This window comes from Prosthecomicrobium pneumaticum, from assembly GCF_014199915.1.
Lineage (GTDB): Bacteria > Pseudomonadota > Alphaproteobacteria > Rhizobiales > Kaistiaceae > Prosthecomicrobium > Prosthecomicrobium pneumaticum.
Genome location: NZ_JACHOO010000015.1, coordinates 17,820 through 41,142, shown reverse-complemented (window position 1 = coordinate 41,142; position 23,323 = coordinate 17,820). Strand labels below are relative to the sequence as shown.

Annotated in this window: 26 protein-coding genes and 1 pseudogene; 18 read left to right on the top strand and 9 right to left on the bottom strand. The window is 62.3% G+C overall.

What is annotated here, in order from left to right; all coding sequences use genetic code 11:
- Nucleotides 1-167: 167 nt before the first annotated feature.
- Nucleotides 168-1,451, top strand: a complete 1,284-nt coding sequence (locus GGQ63_RS21430) for a tyrosine-type recombinase/integrase (protein ID WP_183858665.1) — start codon at nucleotides 168-170, stop codon at nucleotides 1,449-1,451.
- Here GGQ63_RS21430 and GGQ63_RS21425 read toward each other — a convergent pair.
- The 3 genes from GGQ63_RS21425 to GGQ63_RS21415 form a co-directional block, all read right to left on the bottom strand.
- Nucleotides 1,381-1,677 carry a helix-turn-helix transcriptional regulator gene (locus GGQ63_RS21425; protein ID WP_183858664.1) on the bottom strand — a complete coding sequence of 99 codons (297 nt, stop codon included), beginning with the start codon at nucleotides 1,675-1,677 and terminating at the stop codon, nucleotides 1,381-1,383. The genes GGQ63_RS21430 and GGQ63_RS21425 overlap by 71 nt on opposite strands.
- 227 nt (nucleotides 1,678-1,904) lie before the next feature.
- A complete protein-coding gene (locus GGQ63_RS21420; RefSeq protein ID WP_183858663.1) occupies nucleotides 1,905-2,789 on the bottom strand; it encodes a zinc metalloprotease HtpX in 885 nt (294 codons plus the stop codon).
- Between the two features lie 142 nt (nucleotides 2,790-2,931).
- A complete protein-coding gene (locus tag GGQ63_RS21415; RefSeq protein WP_183858662.1) occupies nucleotides 2,932-3,594 on the bottom strand; it encodes an exopolysaccharide biosynthesis protein in 663 nt (220 codons plus the stop codon).
- Between the two features lie 494 nt (nucleotides 3,595-4,088).
- Here GGQ63_RS21415 and GGQ63_RS21410 point away from each other — a divergent pair, with 494 nt between their 5' ends.
- The 4 genes from GGQ63_RS21410 to GGQ63_RS21395 all read left to right on the top strand — a co-directional run bounded on the left by GGQ63_RS21410 (nucleotide 4,089) and on the right by GGQ63_RS21395 (nucleotide 9,776).
- Nucleotides 4,089-4,790 (top strand): RNA polymerase sigma factor, encoded by a 702-nt coding sequence (locus GGQ63_RS21410; RefSeq protein WP_183858661.1) that lies wholly within the window; start codon nucleotides 4,089-4,091, stop codon nucleotides 4,788-4,790.
- Nucleotides 4,787-6,010 (top strand): baeRF10 domain-containing protein, encoded by a 1,224-nt coding sequence (locus GGQ63_RS21405; protein ID WP_183858660.1) that lies wholly within the window; start codon nucleotides 4,787-4,789, stop codon nucleotides 6,008-6,010. The genes GGQ63_RS21410 and GGQ63_RS21405 overlap by 4 nt, the downstream gene beginning before the upstream one ends.
- A 429-nt stretch (nucleotides 6,011-6,439) precedes the next feature.
- Nucleotides 6,440-7,552, top strand: coding sequence for a glycosyltransferase family 4 protein (locus tag GGQ63_RS21400; RefSeq protein ID WP_183858659.1), 1,113 nt, complete (start codon nucleotides 6,440-6,442; stop codon nucleotides 7,550-7,552).
- A gap of 13 nt (nucleotides 7,553-7,565) precedes the next feature.
- Nucleotides 7,566-9,776, top strand: coding sequence for an amylo-alpha-1,6-glucosidase (locus GGQ63_RS21395; protein ID WP_183858658.1), 2,211 nt, complete (start codon nucleotides 7,566-7,568; stop codon nucleotides 9,774-9,776).
- Between the two features lie 31 nt (nucleotides 9,777-9,807).
- Here the strand turns inward: GGQ63_RS21395 and GGQ63_RS21390 are convergent, their stop codons facing one another.
- Nucleotides 9,808-10,173, bottom strand: coding sequence for a DUF5335 domain-containing protein (locus tag GGQ63_RS21390; RefSeq protein ID WP_183858657.1), 366 nt, complete (start codon nucleotides 10,171-10,173; stop codon nucleotides 9,808-9,810).
- Between the two features lie 296 nt (nucleotides 10,174-10,469).
- Between GGQ63_RS21390 and GGQ63_RS21385 the strand changes: the two genes are divergently transcribed.
- The 4 genes from GGQ63_RS21385 (at nucleotide 10,470) to GGQ63_RS21370 (ending at nucleotide 13,099) form a co-directional block, all read left to right on the top strand.
- Entirely contained in the window at nucleotides 10,470-11,381 is a 912-nt protein-coding gene (locus GGQ63_RS21385) for a DnaJ C-terminal domain-containing protein (RefSeq protein ID WP_183858656.1), read from the top strand.
- On the top strand, nucleotides 11,382-11,732 hold the full coding sequence (locus GGQ63_RS21380; protein ID WP_183858655.1) for a chaperone modulator CbpM: 351 nt from the start codon (nucleotides 11,382-11,384) through the stop codon (nucleotides 11,730-11,732).
- Between the two features lie 54 nt (nucleotides 11,733-11,786).
- Nucleotides 11,787-12,293, top strand: coding sequence for a phosphate-starvation-inducible PsiE family protein (locus tag GGQ63_RS21375; RefSeq protein ID WP_183858654.1), 507 nt, complete (start codon nucleotides 11,787-11,789; stop codon nucleotides 12,291-12,293).
- Between the two features lie 287 nt (nucleotides 12,294-12,580).
- Nucleotides 12,581-13,099: a nucleotide exchange factor GrpE gene (locus tag GGQ63_RS21370; RefSeq protein ID WP_161138470.1), complete on the top strand. Its 519-nt coding sequence runs from the start codon at nucleotides 12,581-12,583 to the stop codon at nucleotides 13,097-13,099.
- A gap of 242 nt (nucleotides 13,100-13,341) precedes the next feature.
- Here the strand turns inward: GGQ63_RS21370 and GGQ63_RS21365 are convergent, their stop codons facing one another.
- The 5 genes and pseudogenes from GGQ63_RS21365 to GGQ63_RS21345 form a co-directional block, all read right to left on the bottom strand.
- Nucleotides 13,342-13,554, bottom strand: a complete 213-nt coding sequence (locus tag GGQ63_RS21365; RefSeq protein WP_183858653.1) for a hypothetical protein — start codon at nucleotides 13,552-13,554, stop codon at nucleotides 13,342-13,344.
- Nucleotides 13,555-13,621: 67 nt separating this feature from the next.
- A pseudogene (locus GGQ63_RS21360) lies at nucleotides 13,622-13,768 on the bottom strand (hypothetical protein); the annotation flags it as partial.
- A gap of 585 nt (nucleotides 13,769-14,353) precedes the next feature.
- Nucleotides 14,354-14,572 (bottom strand): hypothetical protein, encoded by a 219-nt coding sequence (locus tag GGQ63_RS21355; protein ID WP_183858651.1) that lies wholly within the window; start codon nucleotides 14,570-14,572, stop codon nucleotides 14,354-14,356.
- A gap of 98 nt (nucleotides 14,573-14,670) precedes the next feature.
- Nucleotides 14,671-14,961 (bottom strand): glutaredoxin family protein, encoded by a 291-nt coding sequence (locus GGQ63_RS21350; RefSeq protein WP_161138474.1) that lies wholly within the window; start codon nucleotides 14,959-14,961, stop codon nucleotides 14,671-14,673.
- 12 nt (nucleotides 14,962-14,973) lie between these two features.
- Entirely contained in the window at nucleotides 14,974-15,705 is a 732-nt protein-coding gene (locus GGQ63_RS21345; RefSeq protein ID WP_183858650.1) for a peroxiredoxin, read from the bottom strand.
- Between the two features lie 178 nt (nucleotides 15,706-15,883).
- Between GGQ63_RS21345 and trxC the strand changes: the two genes are divergently transcribed.
- The 9 genes from trxC to GGQ63_RS21300 all read left to right on the top strand — a co-directional run bounded on the left by trxC (nucleotide 15,884) and on the right by GGQ63_RS21300 (nucleotide 23,292).
- Nucleotides 15,884-16,333 carry a thioredoxin TrxC gene (gene trxC / locus GGQ63_RS21340; protein WP_183858649.1) on the top strand — a complete coding sequence of 150 codons (450 nt, stop codon included), beginning with the start codon at nucleotides 15,884-15,886 and terminating at the stop codon, nucleotides 16,331-16,333.
- 154 nt (nucleotides 16,334-16,487) lie between these two features.
- Nucleotides 16,488-16,970 (top strand): Hsp20 family protein, encoded by a 483-nt coding sequence (locus GGQ63_RS21335; protein WP_183858648.1) that lies wholly within the window; start codon nucleotides 16,488-16,490, stop codon nucleotides 16,968-16,970.
- Between the two features lie 95 nt (nucleotides 16,971-17,065).
- The gene (locus GGQ63_RS21330) at nucleotides 17,066-17,572 is read left to right on the top strand and encodes an Hsp20/alpha crystallin family protein (RefSeq protein WP_183858647.1); all 507 of its coding nucleotides are present in this window, start codon (nucleotides 17,066-17,068) and stop codon (nucleotides 17,570-17,572) included.
- A 77-nt stretch (nucleotides 17,573-17,649) separates the two neighbouring features.
- Nucleotides 17,650-18,381, top strand: a complete 732-nt coding sequence (locus tag GGQ63_RS21325; protein ID WP_425502098.1) for an ETC complex I subunit — start codon at nucleotides 17,650-17,652, stop codon at nucleotides 18,379-18,381.
- 9 nt (nucleotides 18,382-18,390) lie between these two features.
- Nucleotides 18,391-18,801, top strand: a complete 411-nt coding sequence (locus GGQ63_RS21320) for a DNA-directed RNA polymerase subunit omega (protein WP_183858645.1) — start codon at nucleotides 18,391-18,393, stop codon at nucleotides 18,799-18,801.
- Nucleotides 18,776-19,141, top strand: a complete 366-nt coding sequence (locus GGQ63_RS21315) for an SPW repeat protein (RefSeq protein ID WP_183858644.1) — start codon at nucleotides 18,776-18,778, stop codon at nucleotides 19,139-19,141. Before GGQ63_RS21320 ends, GGQ63_RS21315 begins: the two co-directional genes overlap by 26 nt.
- 111 nt (nucleotides 19,142-19,252) lie before the next feature.
- Complete coding sequence (locus GGQ63_RS21310; protein ID WP_183858643.1) at nucleotides 19,253-20,638, top strand: DegQ family serine endoprotease; 1,386 nt, start codon at nucleotides 19,253-19,255, stop codon at nucleotides 20,636-20,638.
- A 21-nt stretch (nucleotides 20,639-20,659) separates the two neighbouring features.
- Nucleotides 20,660-22,489 (top strand): ATP-dependent zinc metalloprotease FtsH, encoded by a 1,830-nt coding sequence (ftsH, locus tag GGQ63_RS21305; protein WP_210308620.1) that lies wholly within the window; start codon nucleotides 20,660-20,662, stop codon nucleotides 22,487-22,489.
- Nucleotides 22,486-23,292: an ATP-binding protein gene (locus GGQ63_RS21300; protein ID WP_183858641.1), complete on the top strand. Its 807-nt coding sequence runs from the start codon at nucleotides 22,486-22,488 to the stop codon at nucleotides 23,290-23,292. Before ftsH ends, GGQ63_RS21300 begins: the two co-directional genes overlap by 4 nt.
- Nucleotides 23,293-23,323 lie beyond the last annotated feature (31 nt).

Sequence of the window (23,323 nt, the reverse complement as noted above, 5' to 3'; positions counted from 1 at the left end):
TGACGGTCCGGCTCCCCGTTGCGAAATCCGATTTCATCCGATACCGTCAGGGTCTGAGCGCCATGTGACGGTCTTTTTTTCGACCTAAGATGCTGTAAGAAAAAGAGATATTTTCGTGGTGGCGCCCGAAATTGACCTGACGGTCTTTTTTCGAGGAGGCGACCCGAATGCTGACGGATGCAGCTCTTAAGCACCTGAAACCAAAAGACAAAATTTATAAGGTGACGGACCGGGACGGCATGTACGTGCTGGTGAAGCCGTCCGGGACACTCACGTTTCGCCTGGACTACCGGATGAATGGGCGGCGCGAGACCGTCACCTTCGGCAAGTACGGCCCGGCGGGGCTGTCCCTCGCTCGAGCACGAGAGCTGTGCATCGACGCCAAGCGGGCGATCAGCGAGGGACGATCGCCGGCGATCGAAAAGCAGCGGGAGAAGCGCCGGCTCCTGGAAGCGAAGAGCTTTGGCGAGTTCGGCGAGAAGTGGCTGACCGCGGCGCCGACGATGGCGGACAGCACGCGGGCGATGCGCCGGTCGATCTTCGAGCGAGAACTGCTTCCGAAATGGCGCAACAGGCTGCTGACCGAGATCACACCGGATGACCTCCGGGCTCTTTGCGGGGCGATCGTCGAGCGGGGCGCGCCCGCTACGGCGATCCACGTCCGCGACATCGTCAAGCAGATCTACGGCTTCGCGATCTTGCACGGGGAGAAGGTCGCCAACCCCGCTGACGACGTGGGGCCGTCTTCCATCGCTACCTTCGTGCCCAAGGACCGCTCGCTCTCGCCAACCGAGATCAGGATCATGCTCAAGCTGATCGAGAAGGTCGCGACATTGCCGACCATCAGGCTCGGCATGCGGCTTTATCTACAGATCATGGTGCGCAAGAGCGAGCTGCAGGATGCCACGTGGGACGAAGTCGATTTCGAGAATGCCGTGTGGACGATTCCGAAGGAGCGCATGAAGCGTTCGAAGGCGCACAACGTCTATCTGTCGCGGCAAACACTCGACATCATGATCGCGCTGAAGACCTGCGCAGGGAATTCGCGATACCTGTTGCCGTCGCGGTACGACGCGGATGCGCCGATGTCGCGCGCGACGTTCAACCGGGTAACCTACTCGGTTGTTGAATTGGCGAAGAAGGAAGGTCTGCCACTCGAGCCATTCACGGTTCATGATCTGCGAAGGACAGGATCCACGCTGCTCAACGAGCTGGGCTTCAACAGCGACTGGATCGAGAAGTGTCTTGCCCACGAGGATGGTCGTTCTTCGCGCGGCGTCTATAACAAGGCGGAGTACGAAGTTCAGCGTCGCCACATGATGCAGGAGTGGTCGGACATCATCGACGCCTGGGTCGCTGGGAAGAAGCGCGTCCCGGTGCTCATCCCGCCTTCGATGCCGCTGCTTGAGCCCGATCCGGCTCTCGAACCGGGCGCGACCGCCGTTGCCTGACGTCGGGAGCCTGCGCGCGCCCGATTGGGGCTGATCGACGCGACGCTAGCCAGGCCTCGACTTCGGCCAGGTCCCAGACCACGCATCTCGGCGAGAGCGCAAAACGGCGCGGGAAGTCGCCGCGCTGTTCCATCTCGTAGATCGTGCTGTCGGCAAGTGGGACGATTTCGCGGAGTTGCTGTCGGCGGATGGTCCGCTTCATTGGCGCGCTATTGCGGTCAGCCATCATCATCTCCTCAGTTCGTCTTCTCGAGGAAATGAGCGCGATAGACGCCGAAAGGGAAGGAGCGAAATTCAGCGCGCAGACAGGCGGATACTGTGGCGTGCAAATAGAAAGGAGTCTCGGCTTCGTGATCGCGAGACATCTCTCCTAAAGAGGTGTGACCCTCCGAAGGCAGAGGTCGTGAGTTCGAATCTCGCCGGGTGCGCCAGCTCCCTGAAATTGTTTGCATCTCAGTACCAAAGTCCCGACCAACGGCGACGTGGCGGCGGATCAACTCGCCTCATGCGAACGGGGAGGACCGCGGCAGGCGGTCGAGGCAGCTCAGCCCGGGCGGGCGGACGCTCGGCCAGATCAATCAGGCGCCGGATCCGCTCCTCGGTGGGAGGATGGGTGCGAAGGAGCGAGGGATCGGGAATGTGTTGCTGGGGAAGAAACAGATTTTCCCAGAAGCGCCCCTGACGTTCGAGCTTAGCGAGTGCGGAAGCGAGTCCCCGCGGGTCGCCGGTGAGAATCGCAGCAGAAAGATCTGCATCGAACTCGCGCGACCGCGACAGTGCGAGCTGCAGAAAGCTCATGATGGTCGGCCCAAACATGAGCAGCAGAATGAACAGCCAGGGGATGACGACCTGCCCTGTGAGGACGAGCGGCATATTAAGGGTCAGGAGCAGAAAGCTGAAATACGACATGATCGTCATCATCCGGCTCATCATGTCGGCGAGTCCCATGATCCACAGATCATTGTTTGCAATATGGCCGACCTCGTGCGCCAGCACATTGGTGAGCTCGCGAAGGTTCAAGGTCCGCAGCATGCCGTCGGTGAGAGCGATCGCTGCCGCTTCGCGGTTGCCGACCGTGAATGCGTTGACTGACCGGCTGGGAACGTAGCAGATACTCGGTACTGTCGGCAGCTTTGCGCGGCGGCTCAGCTCCTCCAGGACACTATGGATGTTCGGCATCTCTTCCGGGGACAGCGGCGTGGCGCCGTAGAGCGAGAGGATGAGTCCGGGAGCAATCGCCGGCGTGACGAGCAACGCAAAGAAGGCGCCGATCACACCCCATAGGAGGCCTTCCGCTCCCCATAGGGTCCAGGCGCAAAGGCCCACGATCAGCGCCATCGCGGCTATCAGCAGCGCCGATTCAACGAGATTCCGCAACCTATGCCGAGCAAGCCGGCTCACCCTTTTGTTTCCCTCTTGATTGGAGACTATCTTTCGCCGGCGCCCCCGGATCTTGCTCAACAAGCGCCGCATGCTCCTTCTAGTTGAACGCGGCGTTGATGACGAGCACCGCGCCCTTCAGCAGAGCAAAGAGGACGCCCGCCACGACGGTAATGGTGGCCACAAAAGCAAGGGAGCCAGCGATCACCCACGCGCCATCGCGCTCCAGAACGCCCAGGCAAAAGAGACAGATGGCAAAGGCGGGCGGAACATTGCCGAACGGGATAGGCAGGGCGAGAATGATCGCGAGGATCAAGCAATGAGCGCCAATCACCCGTTCAGCCGGCGGAGCGACAAGGATCGTGAGCCGCGGCTTGAGCAACTTTTCCAATCTCGTCACCCATTTCTCCGCACGGTCGAGAATCAGGATGAGATCCGCTCTCGATAGGGAGCGCTTGGCAACGATCCTTGGAAGCCACGGTTTACGACCGAGCATGAACTGCGTGGCCAGGATTGTCAGCGGAAGCCCGAAAATGCCGGAGGCGCCGGGCGGCATCGGAAGGATGTTCGGGAGCGCGAAAAAGAGCATCAGTGGGCCGAAGGCCCGGTCGCCCATGGCGACAATCAGATCGCCGACTGAAATACGCTCGCGTGAGGTATCGTCCGTGAGGGACCGCAGGATTTCGGAGACTTTGGGTCCGCGCCTGCTGTGCGGCTCCCGCCCGGCGCGGACCACTTCGCTCGGTAAATCTCCGTCAGGCATTCGTGGGCATCGAGAGGTCGGTTGAGCTTCTCCAACTTGTGTAGGATCAATATGGTTCGCCGCATCAGCGGCGCAAGTTTCAGAACAAATCGGTCCTATCGGCTCCGGCTAGCCAGATGTGAAATATCGCTCGCCGCCGCGAGACTGACGAAACCGGAAGCACAGCGGGTCGCCCGATGCGACGACACATATTGGTCCGCGTCGGGCGTTCCGGTTCAGTTGAGCTTCAGGTGCGTTGCCGCCGCCGAAGACGCTAGAGCACAATGTGGCCTCAGTCTCAGCCACCAGCACGAACCTCCGGGCCAGGATAAACGTTGCGGCGGCTCCGGCGGGGCGGCGTGTCGCTGTCGCTCCATTCGACCACAATTTCCTCGGCGTCAGGCCGGGAAGCCAACACTTGAAGGCATGAATAGCCTGCCTATGTCTTTGATGACCCTAGCTTCTGACGCGAAAAGGGAGAGCGAGGACAGCAAGAGCTTGAAGGTGAGGTCGCCATGTCTGCCGTCGACGATCCCACTCCTGTTGCCCCACCTGCCCCGGGCGATTCGACGCCGCGCGATGCGTCGGCCGAAGCGCTATGGCGGGCCACGCTGCAAGGTGACCGGGACGCCTTCCAGCGCCTGGTCGGTCCGTATCTTGATGAGCTGTTCGCGGCTGCCCGCCGGGACGTCCGCTATCATTCGGCGGTCGGCGACCTGCGCGAGGACGAGATTTCCCCCGAGGAAGTGGTCGGCGAAACCCTGTTGCGCGCGTGGCGCGATCGCCATCGGCGGCCGCAGGGGCTCGATATTCGTCCGTGGCTGCTGGGTCTCCAGTTCCGTGTCCTGACGCGCATCGTCCGGCAGGAGCAGGTCCTGCGCAAGTTGGTCTCCGTTTCACTCGAAGCACCGGCTCCCGCCGAGCCGATCTACGACGACGATGAGTCGTTTTGGGAATGGTATCAGCCGGACGAGATGCTACGGTGGGAGGATATCGTCCCCGCCGACGTCACGGCCGAGGCGGCGGAGCCCGCGGTCTTCGAGCGGGAGGTGCCCGGACTGTCGGCGCTCGCGCGGCAGGTGCTCGTCTTGCGCCATGTGCATCGGTTCTCCGTCGGAGAAATCGCATCCGTCCTGGGCCTGTCCGCTCGCCGAATTGCGGAGCTTTGGCAGGATGGCCATGCGCTGCTGGTAAGCACCAAGAAGGAGGCGATATGAACTCGCTCACCGTCTCGCTGGGGGTGCATCGCCCGCTGACGCCCGAAATGCGGGATCGCATTCTTGAGACGACGCGCGCGCGAATGGAGGAGCCTGCCTACAGGCTCCTGTCGCCCGCGCATCTGCGTGGGCTCGCGCGGCTTGAATCGAGGGACGATCCGATCATCAGCGTCTATCTCTGCCTGACGCCGGAAAGACGGGCGGCCAGCGGATGGCAATCCGTGCTGTCCAGCCTTGCCCATGAGACGCTACTGAAGTCCGACGAGGCGGCCTCCGAGACCATAAGGAGGCAGCTCGACCGCATCGAAGCGGCGTTGAACGAACAGCTCCCCGAGCTGGGGCGGAGCGTGGTCTTCTTCGTCTGCGAGAGGCTGGGGATATGGGGGCAGATCACGCTGCCAATCGCGCTGGCGGACAGGATCCATGTCGGGCCGCGCCCCTATATCCGTCCGCTTCTGCGCTGCTGGGGCGAAGGGGACCGCAATCTGGTCGCTCTTCTCTCGCAGGAACGGAGCCGGTTCTTCGTCCAGCACCTGGGGCAGGTCGAAGAGATCTACCGGATCAAGGGGCAGAGAATCCGCGGGATGCTGACCGACCGCGTTCCGCGCGACCGCCGCGATGTCCTTGCCACCCAGGTGCTCAAGGACGAAGCGAGAGCGCTTGCGCAGATGGCGGAGATCATCATGCGCGAGCTCGAGACTTCACATCTGCTGGTGGCCGCGCCGCCGGACATGTACGCGGCCTTCGTGGAGAACCTGTCCAAGGCGCTTGTCGAGCGCGTGCAGGCATTCGCGGTGGATATCCATGCGTCTCCACATGAGATCGGAGAGGCGCTCGGTCCGCTGCGCGAAAAACTGCGGCGCGATCGGGAAGGCGCCGTCCTGCAGGAGTTCGAACAGGCCACCTTCGAAAAGCTTGCGATCGGGGTGCAGGAGACTTTGGATTGCCTGCGCGAAGGCCGCGTCGCAGCGCTCGTGGTCGATGACCGCTTTGCCGCACCCGGCGAACAATGCGCCGAGTGCAAGGCGCTCTTCCAAGAGGCGCCCGGCGACGGCTGTCCGGTCTGCAAAAGCCGGGGGCTCCAAAACGTGGATGATCTCGTGGATGCCGCTGCCCAGCAGGCCCTCGACAGCGCCGCGCGCGTCGCGTTCATGCGTCATCCGGAGACACAGGCCCGGCTTGGCAAATTCGCTCCGATGAGCGCGCTCCTACGGTATTGACCGCCCCGCGCGCGGGCCGGAAGGCGGGACTTTGAACCTGCAAAGATCCTGTCGAAAAAGTGTCTCCCAAGGGTATTCGTCTGGCGCCGGGTTGGATCGCGACGGAAGCAGCGGTGCGTCACGCCCGAAGATTGCGTTCAGCCTGCCCGCGGCAAAAGCTGAGCGATTTCTTGAACATGGCGCGACCGCTTCCTAATTCGTACGTCGCACAGGTCCAAACTGCGCGCGCAACCAACTGCTGAAGGAGGGTCCTGCCAGACGGCCGCCATCTCCAAGTCGCGCGAACCGAGGATGCGGACATGCCGGTCCTTGGGAAGCGACGGATGGCTTCGGACATCGTGGAGGCTAGCCACGCCTTGCGGGGTGGCACCGGGCCTCTCCCGATGCGGCTCATTGTCAACACTTTGCTCAATCGAGGAGGTATTGTCGATGAAGATCGCCCAGATCGCCCCGCTCGCGGAACGCTGCCCACCCCGCCTCTATGGGGGGACGGAACGGATCGTAGCCTACCTGACCGAGGAATTGGTGCGGCAGGGACACGACGTCACGCTGTTTGCCAGCGGCGACTCCAAGACCAGCGCACGGCTGGTGCCATGCTGTGATGTCGCACTAAGGCTCAACCCTGCGGTCAGCGATCCTCTTCCCTACCACATGATGATGCTGGAGGAGGTCCGGCGGCGCGCCGATGACTTCGACGTGCTGCATTTCCATATCGATCTCCTGCACTATCCCATGCTCGCCAGTTTCTCCGACAAGGTCGTCACGACGCTGCACGGGCGGCTGGACCTTGCGGATCTGAAGCCGTTCTATTCGATGTTCTGGCGCTATCCTTTGGTCTCGATCTCCAACGAGCAGCGTCGCCCGATGCCGCCGGTGAATTGGGCCGGCACAGTGTATCACGGTCTGCCCCAAGACCTTCTGCCCTTCACGGCCAAGCCGAAGGGAGACTATCTTGCCTTCCTCGGCCGGATTTCGCCGGAGAAGCGGCCGGACCGGGCGATCGAGATCGCCGCGCGCAGCGGACTTCCTCTCAAGATCGCCGCTAAGGTCGACAAGACAGACCAAGCTTATTGGGATGAGTTCATCAGTCCTCTGGTGGCAAATCACCGGAATGTAGAATTTATTGGTGAGATCAACGAGCGCCAAAAGGCGGATTTCCTCGGGAATGCCCGCGCGCTCCTGTTCCCGATCGATTGGCCAGAACCGTTTGGCCTGGTGATGATCGAAGCCATGGCCTGCGGCACGCCGACCGTCGCCTTCCGCTGCGGGTCGGTGCCGGAGGTCATCGATGATGGCGTGACCGGCTTCGTCGTTCGCGATCTCGATGAGGCTATCGATGCGGTTCGGCGGGTGGACAGCCTGGACCGCGCCAGGGTCCGGGCGACTTTTGAAGATCGATTCACGGTTGAGCGGATGGGCAGGGAGTATGTCGACATCTATCGGAATCTACCCTCCGTGCGGCGTGTGATCTTGCGCAGTGCCGGGCTTTCGGCACCGGGCGTGAGCAACTCCGGGCAGATGGATCTAGGCGCGGTCGCTTGAACGGGGGAAGGCAATGAAGCACGTCAATGTCGATGCGGTTGCTCGTGCCCTCGTGCCAATTGGTGCTGATGACACGACCGCGCAGTCTCTTATTCCGGTGGCCACGTCGCTGCAGGATCGCCGGCCTCGAACGCTCAAGCATGGTGATACCTTTGCCGTGTTCGATCACAACGGTGACGCGGTCTCATGGCCGGGAAGCCCGGAGGGCGTGTTTCACCGCGACACACGGTATCTTTCGCATCTCTATCTGACGATCGAAGGCCAGCATCCCCTCCTGCTCTCCTCGACGCTGCGCGACGACAATGCAACGCTGACCTGCGATCTCACGAACCCCGACATCAGCGACGATGAAGGGCGGATCGTTCTCGAGCACGACCTCGTGCACCTGCGGCGATCCCGGTTTCTGTGGAAGGGGGTGTGCTACGAGCGCCTGGCAATTCGCAATTTCGACGTGCGCCCGCACCAGATCACCCTGAAGCTCGCCTTCTCCGCAGACTTCGCGGACTTGTTCGAGGTGCGCGGGGCGCGGCGTGAGCGCCGGGGTGACATGCAACCTCCGGAGGTGAAAGGCGATCGAGTGACCCTCGCCTATCTCGGCCTCGACGGCCGTCGGCGGACGACGACGCTCCGGTTCGATCCCGCGCCACAGGAGATCAGCGCCGGCCATGCTTCATTCGTGCTCGACCTCGCGCCGCGCCAGGTCAGGACGATGGTGATCGAGATCGCCTGCGACGGCGCCGGCGGCGGGCCGCTGCGGCGCGGCTTCGGCGTGGCGCTGCGGGATGCGCGGGCTGCGCTGCGGCGGTCGTCGGCCCGGGCTGCGGCCGTCGAAACCTCGAACGAAATCTTCAACGAAGCGGTGCGCCGCTCGGTGTCCGACCTCAATATGCTGGTCACGGACACGCCGGAGGGACCTTTTCCCTATGCTGGCATTCCCTGGTTCAGCACAGTTTTCGGCCGCGACGCCCTGATCACGGGGCTGCAGACCCTTTGGCTGGATCCGGCGATCGCGCGCGGCGTCCTGCTTCATCTCGCGGCGAACCAGGCGACCGATTTCGATTCGACGGCTGATGCCGAGCCTGGCAAGATCTTGCACGAGGTCCGTTACGGCGAGATGGCCGAACTGAAGGAGGTGCCGTTCCGCCGCTATTACGGCAGCATCGATTCGACGCCGCTCTTCGTCATGCTGGCCGGCGCCTATCTGGAGCGCACGGGCGACGCTTTCACGCTGCATCGCCTCTGGCCGAATATCGAGGCGGCCCTGTCCTGGATGGACCGGCACGGCGACCGCGACGGCGACGGCTTCATCGAATACGGCCGGCGCAATCCTGATGGCCTGGTCAACCAGGGCTGGAAGGACAGCCACGATTCGGTCTTCCATGCCGATGGTTCCCTTGCCACGGGACCGATCGCGCTCGCGGAAGTGCAGGCTTATGCGTACGGGGCTTGGCGTGCGGCAGCCACTATCGCGCGAGCTGCCGGGCGTCCGGAGCAGGCCGAGGGCTTTGAGCGGCGGGCGGAAGCGATCAGGATTGCTTTCGACGCAAGCTTCTTCGATGAGTCACTCGGCACCTATGTGATGGCGCTGGACGGAGACAAGCGGCCCTGCCGGGTACGCGGCTCCAATGCAGGGCATGTCCTGCTGACGGGCCTGGCGCTTCCGGAGCGCGCGGAAGCGGTGGTGCGGAGCCTGATGGGATCGGCGGTTTTCTCCGGCTGGGGCGTGCGCACCGTGGCCGCCACCGAGGCGCGCTACAATCCGATGAGCTATCACAACGGCTCGGTCTGGCCTCACGACAACGCCCTGATCGCCGCCGGCTTTGTACGCTACGGCTTCAAGCGTGAAGCGGCTCGGATTTTCGAAGGCCTGTTCGCGGCATCGACCTATATCGATCTTCGGCGCCTGCCCGAGCTGTTCTGCGGCTTCGCGCGTCAGCAGACCAGGGGTCCGACCTTCTATCCCGTGGCCTGTACACCGCAGGCCTGGGCGGCCGGAGCGCCCTTGTTCATGCTCCAGTCTTGCCTGGGGCTCGGTTTCGATGCGGAGCGGATTCAGATCAGGTTCGACGAGCCGGTCCTGCCGGCGTTCCTCGAAGAGGTCACCATCCGCAATCTGGTGCTCGATGGAGGTTCGGCGGACGTCACGCTGCGCAGGTCCCGCTCGCAGGTGGTCGTCGACGTGCAGCAGCGCCGAGGGCCGGTCCGCGTGGTGACGACGACGTGAACGTGACGGGCAGCGCCCGAGCGCCGATCAGTTATGGGCTGGGTGTCGGGGCCACGTTACTTGCCGGGGGCGGAAGCATGAGCGGCTCCGCGAGCTTGACGATTTGCTTCCGCCCCTCGCCGTCAAGGACCTCAACGCTGGAAAGGCCGGTGGTGCCTTCGTCTACAGTCACACTGCGCGGTCGATGTATCAAGTGATCCAGGCCCTCAAGGGCGACTTCGACGATATCGTCTTTGGGATCATAGCTAATACCAAAGATCGGAACCCACTTCGTGGCGATTTGATCCCCCAAGTGTAGTGCAGCGACCTCGATCTGAGCACGCTTTCCCTGCAACCCTTTAGATACGCGATCGCAGTACGATTGCCATTCGCTCTTTGAGAGTTGTCGGACGGACATGCGGAATCTCCTGTGTGGTTATGGCGAGTGGTGCTCCAGGAGGCTAGGACACAACGTGTCGCCTCCGTGCGGAATCCGAAAACGCCGCGCGGTGATTTATGGGCTAACCACATTGTGCCTGATGCAGATCGGTCGTGAATTGACGACCGTCATTGTCGTGGCCGCCTGAATAGGCGAAGCGATTCATCATGAGGGCGGGCTTCGCCTCGCCGATGACCAGGTTTTGCGCTTCCCGGTAGCCTCCTCATATTCAGGGCAAGAATATAGATCTCTATCGAACCGCGACGGAGTGTTGATTGAGCGAAGATCCCTACAGGGTGCTGGGCGTGAGGAAGGAGGCCAGTCAGGAGGAAATCCAGAAGGCCTACCGCAAGCTGGCAAAGAAGCTGCACCCCGATCTCAATCCCGGCAACAAGCAGGCCGAGGAGCAGTTCAAGGCGGCCTCGGCGGCATATGACCTGCTGAGCGATCCCGAAAAGCGCGCGCGCTTCGATCGCGGAGAGATCGACGCCGAGGGCCATGAGCGCCCGCGCCAGCGCTACTACCGGGATTTTGCCGGAGCGGGCGCCGGCGAGCATCCCTACGCCACGGCGGAGGGTTTCTCGGACTTCAGCGACGAGGGTGACCTGTTCTCCAGCATTTTCGGTCGCGGCGGACGCTTTAACCTGAGAATGCGGGGGCAGGATGCGCATTACCGCCTCCCGGTGGAATTCCTGGAGGCCGTCAACGGTGCGGTGCGCCGTGTCACCCTCGCCGACGGCTCGACGGTGGACGTGACCGTTCCGCCGGGCGCGCGCGACGGGCAGGTACTGCGGCTCACCGGCAAGGGAAGCGCCGGCGTCGGCGGCGGCCCGCCCGGCGATGCCTTTATCGAGATCACCGTCAAACCTCATCCGATCTTCACCCGCAAGGGGGACGACATCCACCTGGAGCTTCCTATTTCGCTTACCGAAGCCGTCATGGGGGGCAAGATTTCAGTTCCAACGCCTGCTGGGCCGGTGACGATGAGGGTTCCCCAAGGCTCCAATTCCGGGACCGTTCTGCGCCTGCGCGGCAAGGGCGTCCCGCGGGGGAACGGAACGCGGGGTGATGAATATGTCAGGCTGAAAGTCGTTCTGCCGGAGAAGCCCGACCCGGAGCTGGAGCGGTTCGTACAAGGATGGGCCGCCGGCAAGACGCACGATCCGCGTCGCGGCATGGGGGTATGAATGCTCGATTTTGACGAGTTCGTGCTGCGCGTGAGTCTCAGTCAAGAGACCGTCGAGGCATGGGTTGTGGAAGGGTGGCTGCGCCCCCGGCGAACCGAGCAGGGACGGGCCTTCTCGGAAATGGACGTCTCACGTGTGCAACTGATCCAAGACCTGCGCAACGACTTGGGCGTCAATAAGGAGGGCGTTGCAATCATCCTGGACCTCATCGATCAGATGCATGGTCTGCGCAGGACACTGCGCGAATTGTGCGATGCGATCGGCGTGCAGCCGACCGAGCTGCAGCATCGCATCTTGGCGGAAGTCCGTAGTCGGCGCCCCATTCTGCTGAAGGGGAACGACGAACCGTGACCTGCTTGCCGCCCTGAAGATCGTGTTGTCGCGTAAGTGCGGAGGGAGCGGGTTGTGAAATTGCTCGAACGGTTGGATATCAACACAGCGCAATGGCATTTGGCGAGCACCTACGAGAAGTTCGAGCAGGTGGTCGTGCTGGCTTTGACTGGGCTGATCATCGTCGTCATCGCTTCTGCTGTCTGGCATTTGGCCGCCAAAGTCTTGTTCAGCCTCATTCTGTCAAGTTTCGACCCGACAGATCCGGCGGTGTTTCAAACCGTCTTCGGAATGATTCTGACCGTTATTATCGCTCTGGAGTTCAAGCATTCGATCTTGATAATGGTCAGGCGTCAGCAGAGCGTTGTACAGGTCCGCGCAGTTGTTCTGATCGCAATGCTGGCGGTGATTCGAAAGTTTATCATCATTGATATTTCGACAACGACAGCAAGCCACGTCTTGGCGTTGGCTGCAGCCATTATTGCCTTAGGCGCCGTTTACTGGCTGGTTCGCGAACAAGACCGCAAGGACCAGATCGACGTTCCGGAAAGGGGCACGCGCGAAATCCGCGACCACGCATAGTTCACGCGTAGATCGAATATCCAGCGCGAGCTTGGCCACGGTCTCGATGGTTCGCCCCGACTTTCTACAGCGCGCGGGCTGGGTCTGCAGGGCCTTCGGACGAGTAATGGGACCGGCCGGCCGATCCGCGGTGCGTCACTTCGGCTAGGCGCCCCCTACAGCTGAACTGACGGTTGTCAGGGCGGCTGTTCCTAGCCTGTGCGAATGGTCGGCCGAAGGCAGTCTGTTCAGGCCGGCTGACGAACGCCGCCGAGGATCGGGATTCATGAGATGGGTCAGGAGCGAGCATGTCGTCGCCACACAACAAAGAAGATGAGGTAGTCGCAACCGAGGCCGTAGATATTGGAACGTTGCTCGCGGAGAATGCGTCGCTCCAAGATCGCCTGCTGCGTGCGTTGGCTGAAGCTGAGAACGTTCGGCGACGGGCGGATCGTGACATGGAAGAGACGCGCAAATTTGCCGTAGCGGAATTCTCGCGCGAGCTCTTACCGATTCTCGACAATCTGCAGCGCGTTCTCGACGCGAAAAGGCGGACGGAGAACCAGGTGAGTGACGCGTTGGTAGAAGGCGTCACGACAACGTTGCGCCTTTTTCTTCAGACCCTCGAGCGCTTTGGAATCAAGAAGATCGCTGCCCTGGGAGAGCGCTTTGATCCAACCCTGCATGAGGCGCTGATGGAATCTGCGGACCAATCTCACCCGCCAGGGACTGTCACGCAGGTCCTGGAAGAAGGCTTCACTATCCATGGACGCCTTCTGAGACCAGCGAGAGTGGTAGTAGCGAAGCCGATGCGATCTGATGGCTAACATCGCCAACCGGTTGATGAATGCCCACGGCAGCCACGTGAGGCTTCGCGAGAGCGATGCAACGAGTGAGCAGCGGGAACGATATGGAGGTCGTGCAAACAAAGGTCGGGATGGGCCGAGGCTCACCATGCCGCGTCAGAGTTGCTTCGGGTGGTAGTCGGAGAAAAGCCGGCAGCATGACGGCACGGGCGCGTTGCCATAATCGCAAGACGCGGAGCGCAGCTGGGAAACGTTGGCGCCGCCTACGCAGCCTTCCTGCTTTCCGGCTCCCTGATCAGCGCGTCGGGATCAGATCCGACTTCCGCTGCCGACACCGATCGCTCCCAATTCGGAACGCGCAGCGCGGGATTGGACTGACCTTTAACTGGAGCAGTCTGCAGGCTTCTGAGCGCGATGCTCTGCAACGCGAGCCACGGAAATGCTGCGGCAACGCTCATATGCGAGACGAATGCCATGGAGAGAACCGCCCCTGTGAACATCTTGCTAGCCTCCAGGATTATTGGCAAACGGCCGGAAGGGCTGACCCACGGCCACGACCTCATCCTGTTGTGGTTTCTCCTTCGCGGTGACCGGAATGATGAAGCCGTCTGCTATCCGCTCCGCGGCCTCGATGCGCTTGACAACGCGATCACGCGACGGCCGGAAAGGCTTCCTCGTCCTCCGGACCACCAAACCAAATTGTGCCAAAGCGACGGCGGATGGCCATCCGTCGAGCGGATCGGAGCAGCGCCGCCTTCACGAGCTGCCCCAAGAAAATCCGCAAGTGGAGCGGGGGGACGAACCCCGCCTGATCTCTTCGCGCGGCGTCAAAGGGCTTCGCCCATAGAGGTGATGAAGTAGCATGCCGTCTGCTTTGCAAGGAGCGGCCATGGTGCTTCTCGTGCTGGCGGGAGGACCCGTGCCGAACTTTAGTGCCGAACCCTTCTGCCGCGGGATCGCCGAGCTTCTCCGAGAGCCGGAATACCTACGAATATGTCTAGACAGGGAGCGGGAGGCGAGCGACCAATTGAAGGCTTCGTGGCCTAAGTTCTCGCCGGCGGATCGCACGCGCTGCCTGCACCTCAGCTCACTGGGGAGCGCTCCTAGCTATGTCGAATTGCTCGCCTGTCTCGAGATTGCACAGGAGATTCGCGAGCGCGAAGCCCGTGAACGTGGGAACGGTTTCAGTCTGCCTCCTTGACGCAAGGCCGGCATGGCATAGAGCGGTGGATGACGAGCCCTGAAGGCCCATGTGCTCGGCCAGACTGGAGAGCGTTACGCGTCCGGATCGGGCTCGATCGATTCAAGAATTTCAACAAGCGCGCCGACGCGTCCGGAGGGATGGGGCCGCCCCTCGTTGATCAGCGCCTCATCGGCGTTGAGCCACGCCCACGCTTCCGCCAGCTCTTCGGACGTCGCTCCCGTCTGGTTGATCTCCGCGATCAAGATCTCGTCGACGGGCCCGAGAATGGCGGTGATCTCCTCCTCGGTCATTGTCTGTCCTCCGTCGTGTCCTTGTCGTGGTGGGCGACGACCGCGCGGCGGAGACGTTGTGATCTCGGTCGCCGGCCGTCGCGGTCAAATTGCGTGCTTCAACGATATCCCGCTCGGCTGAGAGCCCAGTCGAGCTCCCGCAGCGACGGCTGGACGAGCACCTGGCCGCCGATCGTCACAGTCGGGCTTCCGATCCGCCCACCCGCCAGCCATTCGAGCTGGTCGCGCGCTTCGGGATGGAGGTCCCAGTCGATGAACCGATAGGGGATGCCGGCCCGGTCCAGATGACGGCGCACCATCATGGTGATGCCGCACCAGCGGCTGCCATAGACGGCCACGTCCGCAACCTGCGGACGGTACGCAAAGGGGGAGTAGGTTGACGCATACATGATCCAATCTCCTCAAGCCGCCTTAGGGGTTGCCAATTGGTCCAGTGCGCTGAACAACTCGTAGATGTCGGGGACGTGCTGGAGCTTCGGCGAGACCTGCGCGTGGCGGATGATGCCGTTCTCGTCGACGATATAGAGCGCCCTTTCGGAGAAGCCGTCGGCCTCGCGCCAGACCTTGTAGCGGCGCGCGACGTCGCCCTTCGGATTGAAGTCGGCGAGCAGCGGGAAGGTCAGCCCGCGCACGGCCGCCCACGCCCCATGGCTGTAAAGGCTATCGACGGAGATGCCCATCACCTCGGCGCCGCGCTTGCGGAACTCATCGAGCTCGTGCTGATAAAGATCGAGCTGGCGGCTGCACCCCGGACTCCAGTCGAGCGGATAGAAGGCGAGGACGACACGCCGGCCGCGATAGTCGGACAGGCGAATGGTGCGGCCATTCGCGTCGGGAAGCGCGAAGTCGGGCGCGGGTTCTCCGACGGCAAGCGGCGTGTTGACAGCATCGCCCTCCATCGGGGGCGCGTGTTCATGGAGATCGACGATGTCATCGATAGTGGGGCCGGACCGGACCTGCCTCGCATTGCCGGACACCTGGATGCGCCAGAGCTCCTGCACCATGCCATGAAGGACGGACAAAGCCTTCCTTTCGGCACTGTCGGGAAGCTGCGGCGCAAGTGAAGCAAAATCAGCCTCAAGCTGCTCAATTCGGCTCGGCCGGACATTTAAAGGGCCTGCATGGCTGTCCATGGCTAAACCTCCTTCTTCAACCTGTATCCTTTCGTTCCTTTGAGTGATGTGCCGTGAACGCCGGACGACGCCACGAGCAGTGGTGATATAAGGACGGCATTTGAGAGATGCCACTCGTGGTAGCCGGTGCGAACGCTCCCCAAATGAAGGGAAAGTGTTTGCACAAGGAATCACGTCGATGGAGAAACGTCGCGTCGTTTGCCCGAACTGTGACAGTATCAATGCCGTGCCGGTGAATCGGCCGGCCGAGGCGGCAAAGTGTGGCCGGTGCCACGCGAAGCTGTTCCAAGGAACGCCGGCCGAGCTTGATGCCGCCCGACTGGAGAGGCACATCGCCAACTCCGACATTCCGGTGGTCGTGGATTTCTGGGCGCCCTGGTGCGGCCCTTGCGGGGCGATGGCGCCGATCTTCGCCCAAGCCGCGAAAACGATCGAGCCGAGAGCCCGGTTCGCGAAGGTGAATGTCGATGAAAATCCTGAGGCGGCGCGCCGATATGGGGTCCAGGGAATCCCGGCTCTTTTGGCCTTTTCGGAAGGCAAGGTGGCAGCCCGGCAAGCCGGCTTGACCGACGCGAACACGCTGCACGGGTGGGTCGAGCGCCTGGTGGTCTGTTCGAACATAGGCTGATCGGGGGGCTTCGCCTCTTGAACCGCTAAAGCGCCGAACTAAATCAAAAAACGCCGGCTGCCACTCCGGGGCCGGCGGCGATCGGTTGGGCGCCAACGGCGCCCGGCGTTCGCTGTGAAGTCTTGTATCCATGTTGCTCAAGGAGGATGTGGCTATGAGCACCGTTTTGGATTTCTCTCCCTTGTTCCGGTCGAGCGTCGGCTTCGACCGAATGTTGAACGCGCTCGAGAATGCGAGGCGCGTCGCGTCCATCGACAATTGGCCGCCCTACGACATCGTCAAGACGGGTGAGGACGAGTACCGCATCACCATGGCGGTGGCCGGTTTCACCGAGGACGAACTGACCATCACGCAGGAGCAGAACATGCTCATGGTGGCGGGCCACAAGTCCGGCGAATCTGAAGAGAACGGGCAATATCTGCATCGCGGTATTGCGGGCCGTGCCTTCCAGCGCCGCTTCGAGCTTGCCGACCACGTGAAGGTCGTCGGCGCCGGCCTTGTCAACGGTCTGCTGACGGTCGAGCTGAAGCGCGAAATTCCCGAGGAAATGAAGCCGCGCCGGATCGCGATCGCGACTGGCGAGACGCTGCCTAGGGTCGAGGCCAGACAGGCCGAGCCCGAGAAGCTCGCCGCCTGAGGCTTTCCGTCAACGCGGTTTCTGAAAGGTGCCGGGCAGCGTTGCCCGGCGCCACGGGAAAGCTTTGCCAAACAACGAACAGAAGGAGAAGCAGTATGAGTGTGCGTGATCTGATTCCGTGGGGTCGCTCCAGCAACCAGGCCCCCACTGTGTTTCGCGACGACGATCGCAACCCGTTTCTCTCGCTACACCGCGAGGTGAATCGGCTCTTCGACGACGTCTTCCGCTCGTTCGACAGCCGCCTGCCGGCCTTCGGCTCGCTGTCGTCGTTCAGCGCGGCCTGGCCGAATGTCGAGATCTCCGAGACCGACAAGGAGATCAAGGTGAACGCGGAAGTCCCCGGCCTTGAGGAAAAGGACATCGAGGTTCTGCTCGATGACGGCGTGCTGACGCTGAAGGGCGAGAAGCGTTCGGAAATCGAGGACAAGGACAAGCAGTTCTCGGAACGATTCTATGGCCGCTTCGAGCGCCGCATCCCACTCGGCGTGGAGGTCGAGCAAGACAAGATCGACGCGCGCTTCAAGAACGGCGTGCTGAGCATCGTGCTGCCAAAGAGCGCGAAGGCGCAGTCGCAGGTGAAGCGCATAGCGATTAAAAGCTGACAGGCCTGACTGCTGGCGGCGGGCCGACTGGCCGCCGTCAGCGGCATTCTTCGCCAGAATGGGAGGGATAGGAAATGATGGAGAACATCAGACAGACAGAGAATAGCGGATCAGCCACAGTGGCGCGGACATGGCCCTTCAACGACAATCGGGTTCAGCCACTTTCGATGGGACGCTCGGTTTTCCCGGAGGATGCCGTCGCCCACATCTACAAGCCGTCCCGTTCGGTGATGACTTCGGGAAAGGCGCGCACGAGGGGCTGGAAGCTCCGTTTTGAGCCGCGCCGCGCACCCTTCATTGAGCCGCTGATGGGTTGGACCGGCAGCGATGACACGCTGACTCAGGTCGAGCTCAGCTTTCCGACGCTCGATTCGGCGGTTCGCTACGCTGAACGGCAAGGTCTGAACTATGTCGTTGAGGGCGACGTGCACCGCGCTCCGATAGCAGCTCGCGCGGGGCGTATGACGCATTCGTTCTCCGACGCAACCCTGAAGAAGCTCGGCCTGACGCATCTTCAGGGAACTTACGGAAAGGCTCTGGAGGACGCGGCCAACCGAAACGATCCTGTAAGCGCGGAACACTGGGATTCGCCAATCCAGGTTCTGGCTGACGCGACTTTGTCGCTCGATGCCAAGCGGTCCATCCTGATGAACTGGGCCTATACGGAGTACCTGATCGATCAGGCGACGAACGAGGGTATGCCGGAAAACGATCGTCCCTCTCGTCTGGACGAGGTCGAGCAGGCCTTGCTGGCGCTTGAACGTAAGGTCGCGGACGGCGGCGGCGCCCGCATACGAAAGGCGGCGTGAGGTGCGATCATGGACCCGTCCGTCGTCTTTGATTGCGAAAGGGTTCTGCCGAACCGCTTCGCGCTGACCTTGGCAGCGGCCGCGCGCAGCCGGGCGCTCAACAGGGGGCACCCTGCGCGGATCGCCCGGCCGGCGACCAGCACGGTCGACCTCGCGCTGCACGAGATCGCTGCGAACGTCTTCACAGAGAAGGAACTCGCCCCGTTCCTGACCAGCCGGGACGGCGCGCGCCTGCTTCCGCCTCCGGCGTACCCCGCGCGTTGGGCCGACGCAGCTGCGCCGCTCTCTCTCGAAGCCAGATCTTTTACTGATGATTGTCATCGCGGGACCGCTTGCGGGTGGGGCATGCAGACGGCTGCTGGTGACGCATCCAACCGACAAGGAGGAATGAACAATGGCAAGGTCACTGTCTTCCAGTAACCGGACGGTCTTCGATATCGTCAACATCGTTGCCGGTCTCGGTCTTCTGCTCTCGCCCTGGTATCTGGGATTCACGAGCGAAGCCTATGCCGCGTGGAATGCCTGGATTGTAGGTGCTGTCGTCGCCGTGATCGCGGCTGCTGCACTCTTTGCATTCCATGAAGCTGAAGAGTGGGTCAATCTGGTGGTTGGCCTCTGGGCCGTGCTCGCGCCCTGGGTGCTTGGCTTCTCAGCGGTTACGGTCGCGATGTGGGCGCATGTGATTGCCGGCATCGTGGTGGCTGTAGTGGCCGGCGCTTGCATCTGGTTCGTCCGTGGCCGTCCGCTCTCAACCGCGTAATGTATTTCGGCAGGACCGGCCCGGCCCGAACGCCGGGCCGGTTTGCAATTCTTCCGTCTGACCTCAGACGGAAAGGAGGAAGCCAATCGTGGGGTCAAACGGAGATTGCCCATGATCAGAAAGGATACGGTCGTCCATCGAGCCATCATTGTTTTCTGGGTGGTGGCTGCAATTGTGGTCGGACTGCCTACCGGCGCTGTCGGACAGGCGGTTCCAGGCGTAGCTAGGCAACTTCCGACGCTCGCGCCTGTGCTTGAACGGGTCACTCCCGCAGTCGTCAACATCTCTGTCATTTCGGAAACGCCGGCGGCGTCCAACCCGCTCTACAACGACCCGTTTTTCCGCCGCTTCTTCGACCTGCCGGACGCGCCGCCGCCTCAGCAGCGCATGAGCGCAGGGTCAGGCGTGATCGTTGATGCGGCGCGAGGCCATGTGCTCACCAATCACCACGTTGTGGCGAACGCACGGGAAATCACGGTCACGCTAAAGGACGGGCGGCGCCTGCCTGCCAAGCTTGTCGGCTCTGATCAGGCGACGGATATCGCCTTGCTCAAGGTCGAGAGCCGCAATCTCGTAGCCTTGGAGATCGGCGACTCCGATCATCTCAAGGTCGGTGACTATGTCGTCGCCATCGGCAACCCGTTCGGGCTTGGCCAGACGGTGACCTCCGGTATCGTCAGCGCGCTCGGGCGCAGCGGCATCAACAACGAGGGCTATGAGGATTTCATCCAGACGGATGCGTCGATCAATCCGGGGAATTCGGGTGGTGCGCTGGTCACGCTGGACGGTAAGCTCATCGGTATCAACACAGCGATCCTCAGCCCGGCTGGCGGCAATATCGGCATAGGATTCGCGGTGCCCAGCAATATGGCCGTTACCGTCATGAAGCAGCTGATCGAGCACGGCGAGGTGCGGCGTGGCCGGATCGGCATTGGCATCCAGGACGTCACTCCGGACCTCGCGGAGGCGCTGGGGCTCGGCGACATGAGGGGTGCCGTGATCGCCAATGTCGAATCGGGCTCACCGGCCGAGCGCGCCGGTTTGCAGGTTGGCGATGTCGTCACTGCCGTTGACGGACACGCTATTCTCGGATCGGCCGACCTGCGCAACCGGATCGGCCTCACGCCCGTCGGGACCGACGTCAGGCTGACCGTGGCGCGTAGTGACGGCGTGCGCGAGGTCAAGGTCCGGATCGAAGCCGGCGAGCGTAATGCGTCCACTCTGCTGGCCGGAACGGCGTTCGAGGGCGCAAGCTTGCGAAATGCCTCCCGCCAGGAGGCGCGGGAGATCGGATCGGGCGGCGTAATTGTCGATAGCGTAACTCCTGGAAGTCGCGCGGCGCGTGCGGGCCTTCGCCCTGGCGACATGATCCTGGCGATCAATCGAATGCCGGTAACGTCCCTCGATGATATCCGCCGCTGGACCTCCGACCGTCACACCACACTCGCCGTTGAGCTCGTGCGGAGCGGCAGCCGCCTGCTGCTGATCATCAGGTGATCGGAGAAGGTGGCGATGGAAATGGACAAGAAGACTCAATTCAACATCTGGTACTGGATCGCAGCATTCTTCTTCCTGATGGTGTTCCAGTATTTATTCACGACGGCCACGCAGGTGGCGCAGATTCCCTACAGTCAATTCGAGAGCTATCTGCGAGACGGCAGAATCGCCGAGGTGGCCGTGTCGGATCGCTTCATTCAAGGGCGATTCAAGCAACCCGTCGAGGGCCGGTCGATGTTCATCACGACGCGGGTTGAGCAGGATCTTGCCCGCGATTTGCAACAGCATGGCGTCGTCGTCAGCGGGCAGATCGAGAGCACCTTCCTGCGTGACCTCCTGTCCTGGATCATCCCTGTGGTGCTGTTCATCGGCATCTGGATGTTCATGCTTAAAAGGATGGGCGGGGGCCTCGGCGGCGGGCTGATGCAGATCGGCAAGTCGAAGGCAAAGGTCTATGTCGAAAAGAATACGGGGGTGACATTCGATGATGTCGCTGGCGTCGACGAGGCGAAGGACGAACTGAAGGAGATCGTCGACTTCCTAAAGGACCCACAGGGCTATGGCCGGCTCGGCGGCCGTATGCCCAAGGGCGTGCTCCTCGTGGGTCCGCCCGGCACCGGAAAGACGTTGCTGGCCAAGGCCGTCGCCGGTGAGGCCGGCGTCCCCTTCTTCTCGATCTCAGGGTCGGAGTTCGTCGAAATGTTCGTCGGCGTTGGTGCAGCCCGCGTGCGCGATCTGTTTGAGCAGGCGCGCGCCAAGGCGCCGGCGATTATCTTCATCGACGAACTCGATGCGCTCGGCCGGGCCCGCGGCATCGGGCCGCTCGTGGGCGGCCACGATGAGAAAGAGCAGACGCTCAACCAGCTCCTCGTCGAGCTGGACGGGTTCGATTCGTCGACAGGGCTCGTACTGTTGGCCGCGACCAACCGCCCCGAGATTCTCGATCCGGCCCTGCTGCGCGCCGGCCGCTTTGACCGTCAGGTCCTGGTCGACCGGCCCGACAAGACCGGCCGCGTCCAGATCCTGAACGTTCATCTGAAGAAGGCGAAGCTCGCGCCAGAGGTGGACGCGGAGAAAATTGCTGCGCTCACCCCGGGCTTCACGGGCGCCGACCTCGCCAACCTCGTCAACGAGGCGACGCTGCTGGCGACGCGCCGCAAGGCCAACGCCGTGACGATGGAGGACTTCAACAACGCGGTCGAGCGCATCGTGGCGGGGCTGGAAAAGCGTAACCGTCTGCTCAACCCGAAGGAGCGCGAGATCGTCGCCTATCACGAGACGGGCCATGCGCTGGTGGCCATGGCGCTGCCCGGCGTTGATCCGGTCCACAAGGTCTCCATCATCCCGCGCGGCGTCGGCGCGCTCGGCTACACGATCCAGCGGCCGACGGAGGATCGCTTTCTGATGACCCGGGAAGAACTGGAAAACAAGATGGCGGTGTTGCTCGGCGGACGCGCTGCGGAACGGATCATATTCGGGCATCTTTCGACGGGAGCCGCAGACGATCTCGCCAAGGTTACCGATATCGCACGCGCCATTGTCACGCGCTATGGCATGACGGACCGGCTCGGCCACGTCGCGCTGGAGAAGGACCGCCGCTCCTACCTTGCTACGGATCAACCCTACTACGGTCCGCAGGAGCGTGCCTATTCCGAGGAAACCGCCTCAGCGATCGATGAAGAGGTGAAGCGCATCGTGGACGAAACCTTCGAGAGGGCCGTCGGACTTCTGCGCGAGCGCAGAGATGCATTGGAGCGGATCGCCCGAAAGCTCCTGGAAAGGGAGACGCTCGACGATAAGGAGCTCGCCGCGCTGGCCAGGATGAAACCAGTAGCAGCGGCCAACGCATGACCGAAGGCCTTTTTACCAACTTGGGAGACGCACCTGCTGAGTGCGCAGAGGAACAGCGTCTGCGCGAACTACAAAAGCTGGAGGTGCTGGGCAGACTTGCGGCCGGCATCGCTCATGACTTTAGAAATCTCATCACGGTCGTCCAAGCCGGCCTTCGGCTGATCGGCACAAAGCTGCGGGAGGGAGCGCCATCGGCCGATGTGGACGCGCTCATCCACGAGATCATGCAGCGTACGCAAAATGCGCAGGCGCTCGCCGGACATCTGTTGGCATTCTCGCGCAATCAGGCACTGGCGCCAAAGATCGTGAACGTCAACGAACGAATTGCGTCGATAGCATCCATTCTCGGCCAGACGTTAGGCAGGGGCATCGCAATTCGGACCGAGCTGGGCGAGGACGTCGGGATCGCTGAGCTGGATGCCGACCAGCTCGACGTCGCGGTGCTGAATCTCGCAGTCAACGGACGGGATTCCATGAATGGGTGCGGCACGCTGACGATCGAGACCAGCGTCGCAGCGGACGGGAGCGAGCCCGAGGACCAGCCGGGTTTCATCCGCGTCACGGTCAAGGACACAGGGATCGGCATGGACGCCGAGACGAAGGCCAGGGCGTTCGAGCCTTTCTTTACCCGCAAAGGCGACGGCAAGGGCACAGGTCTCGGATTGAGCCAGGTCTATGGATTCGTCGTACAGTCGGGCGGCCAAGTCCGCATCGACAGCGAATTGGGAACTGGGACCCAGGTGCATTTGTACTTACCACGGTGCACGCGAGGCCACGACGCAGATCGAAGCGTGACCGTATAAGGAAGCTGGGGAGTCAGGTCAGACGGCCCGT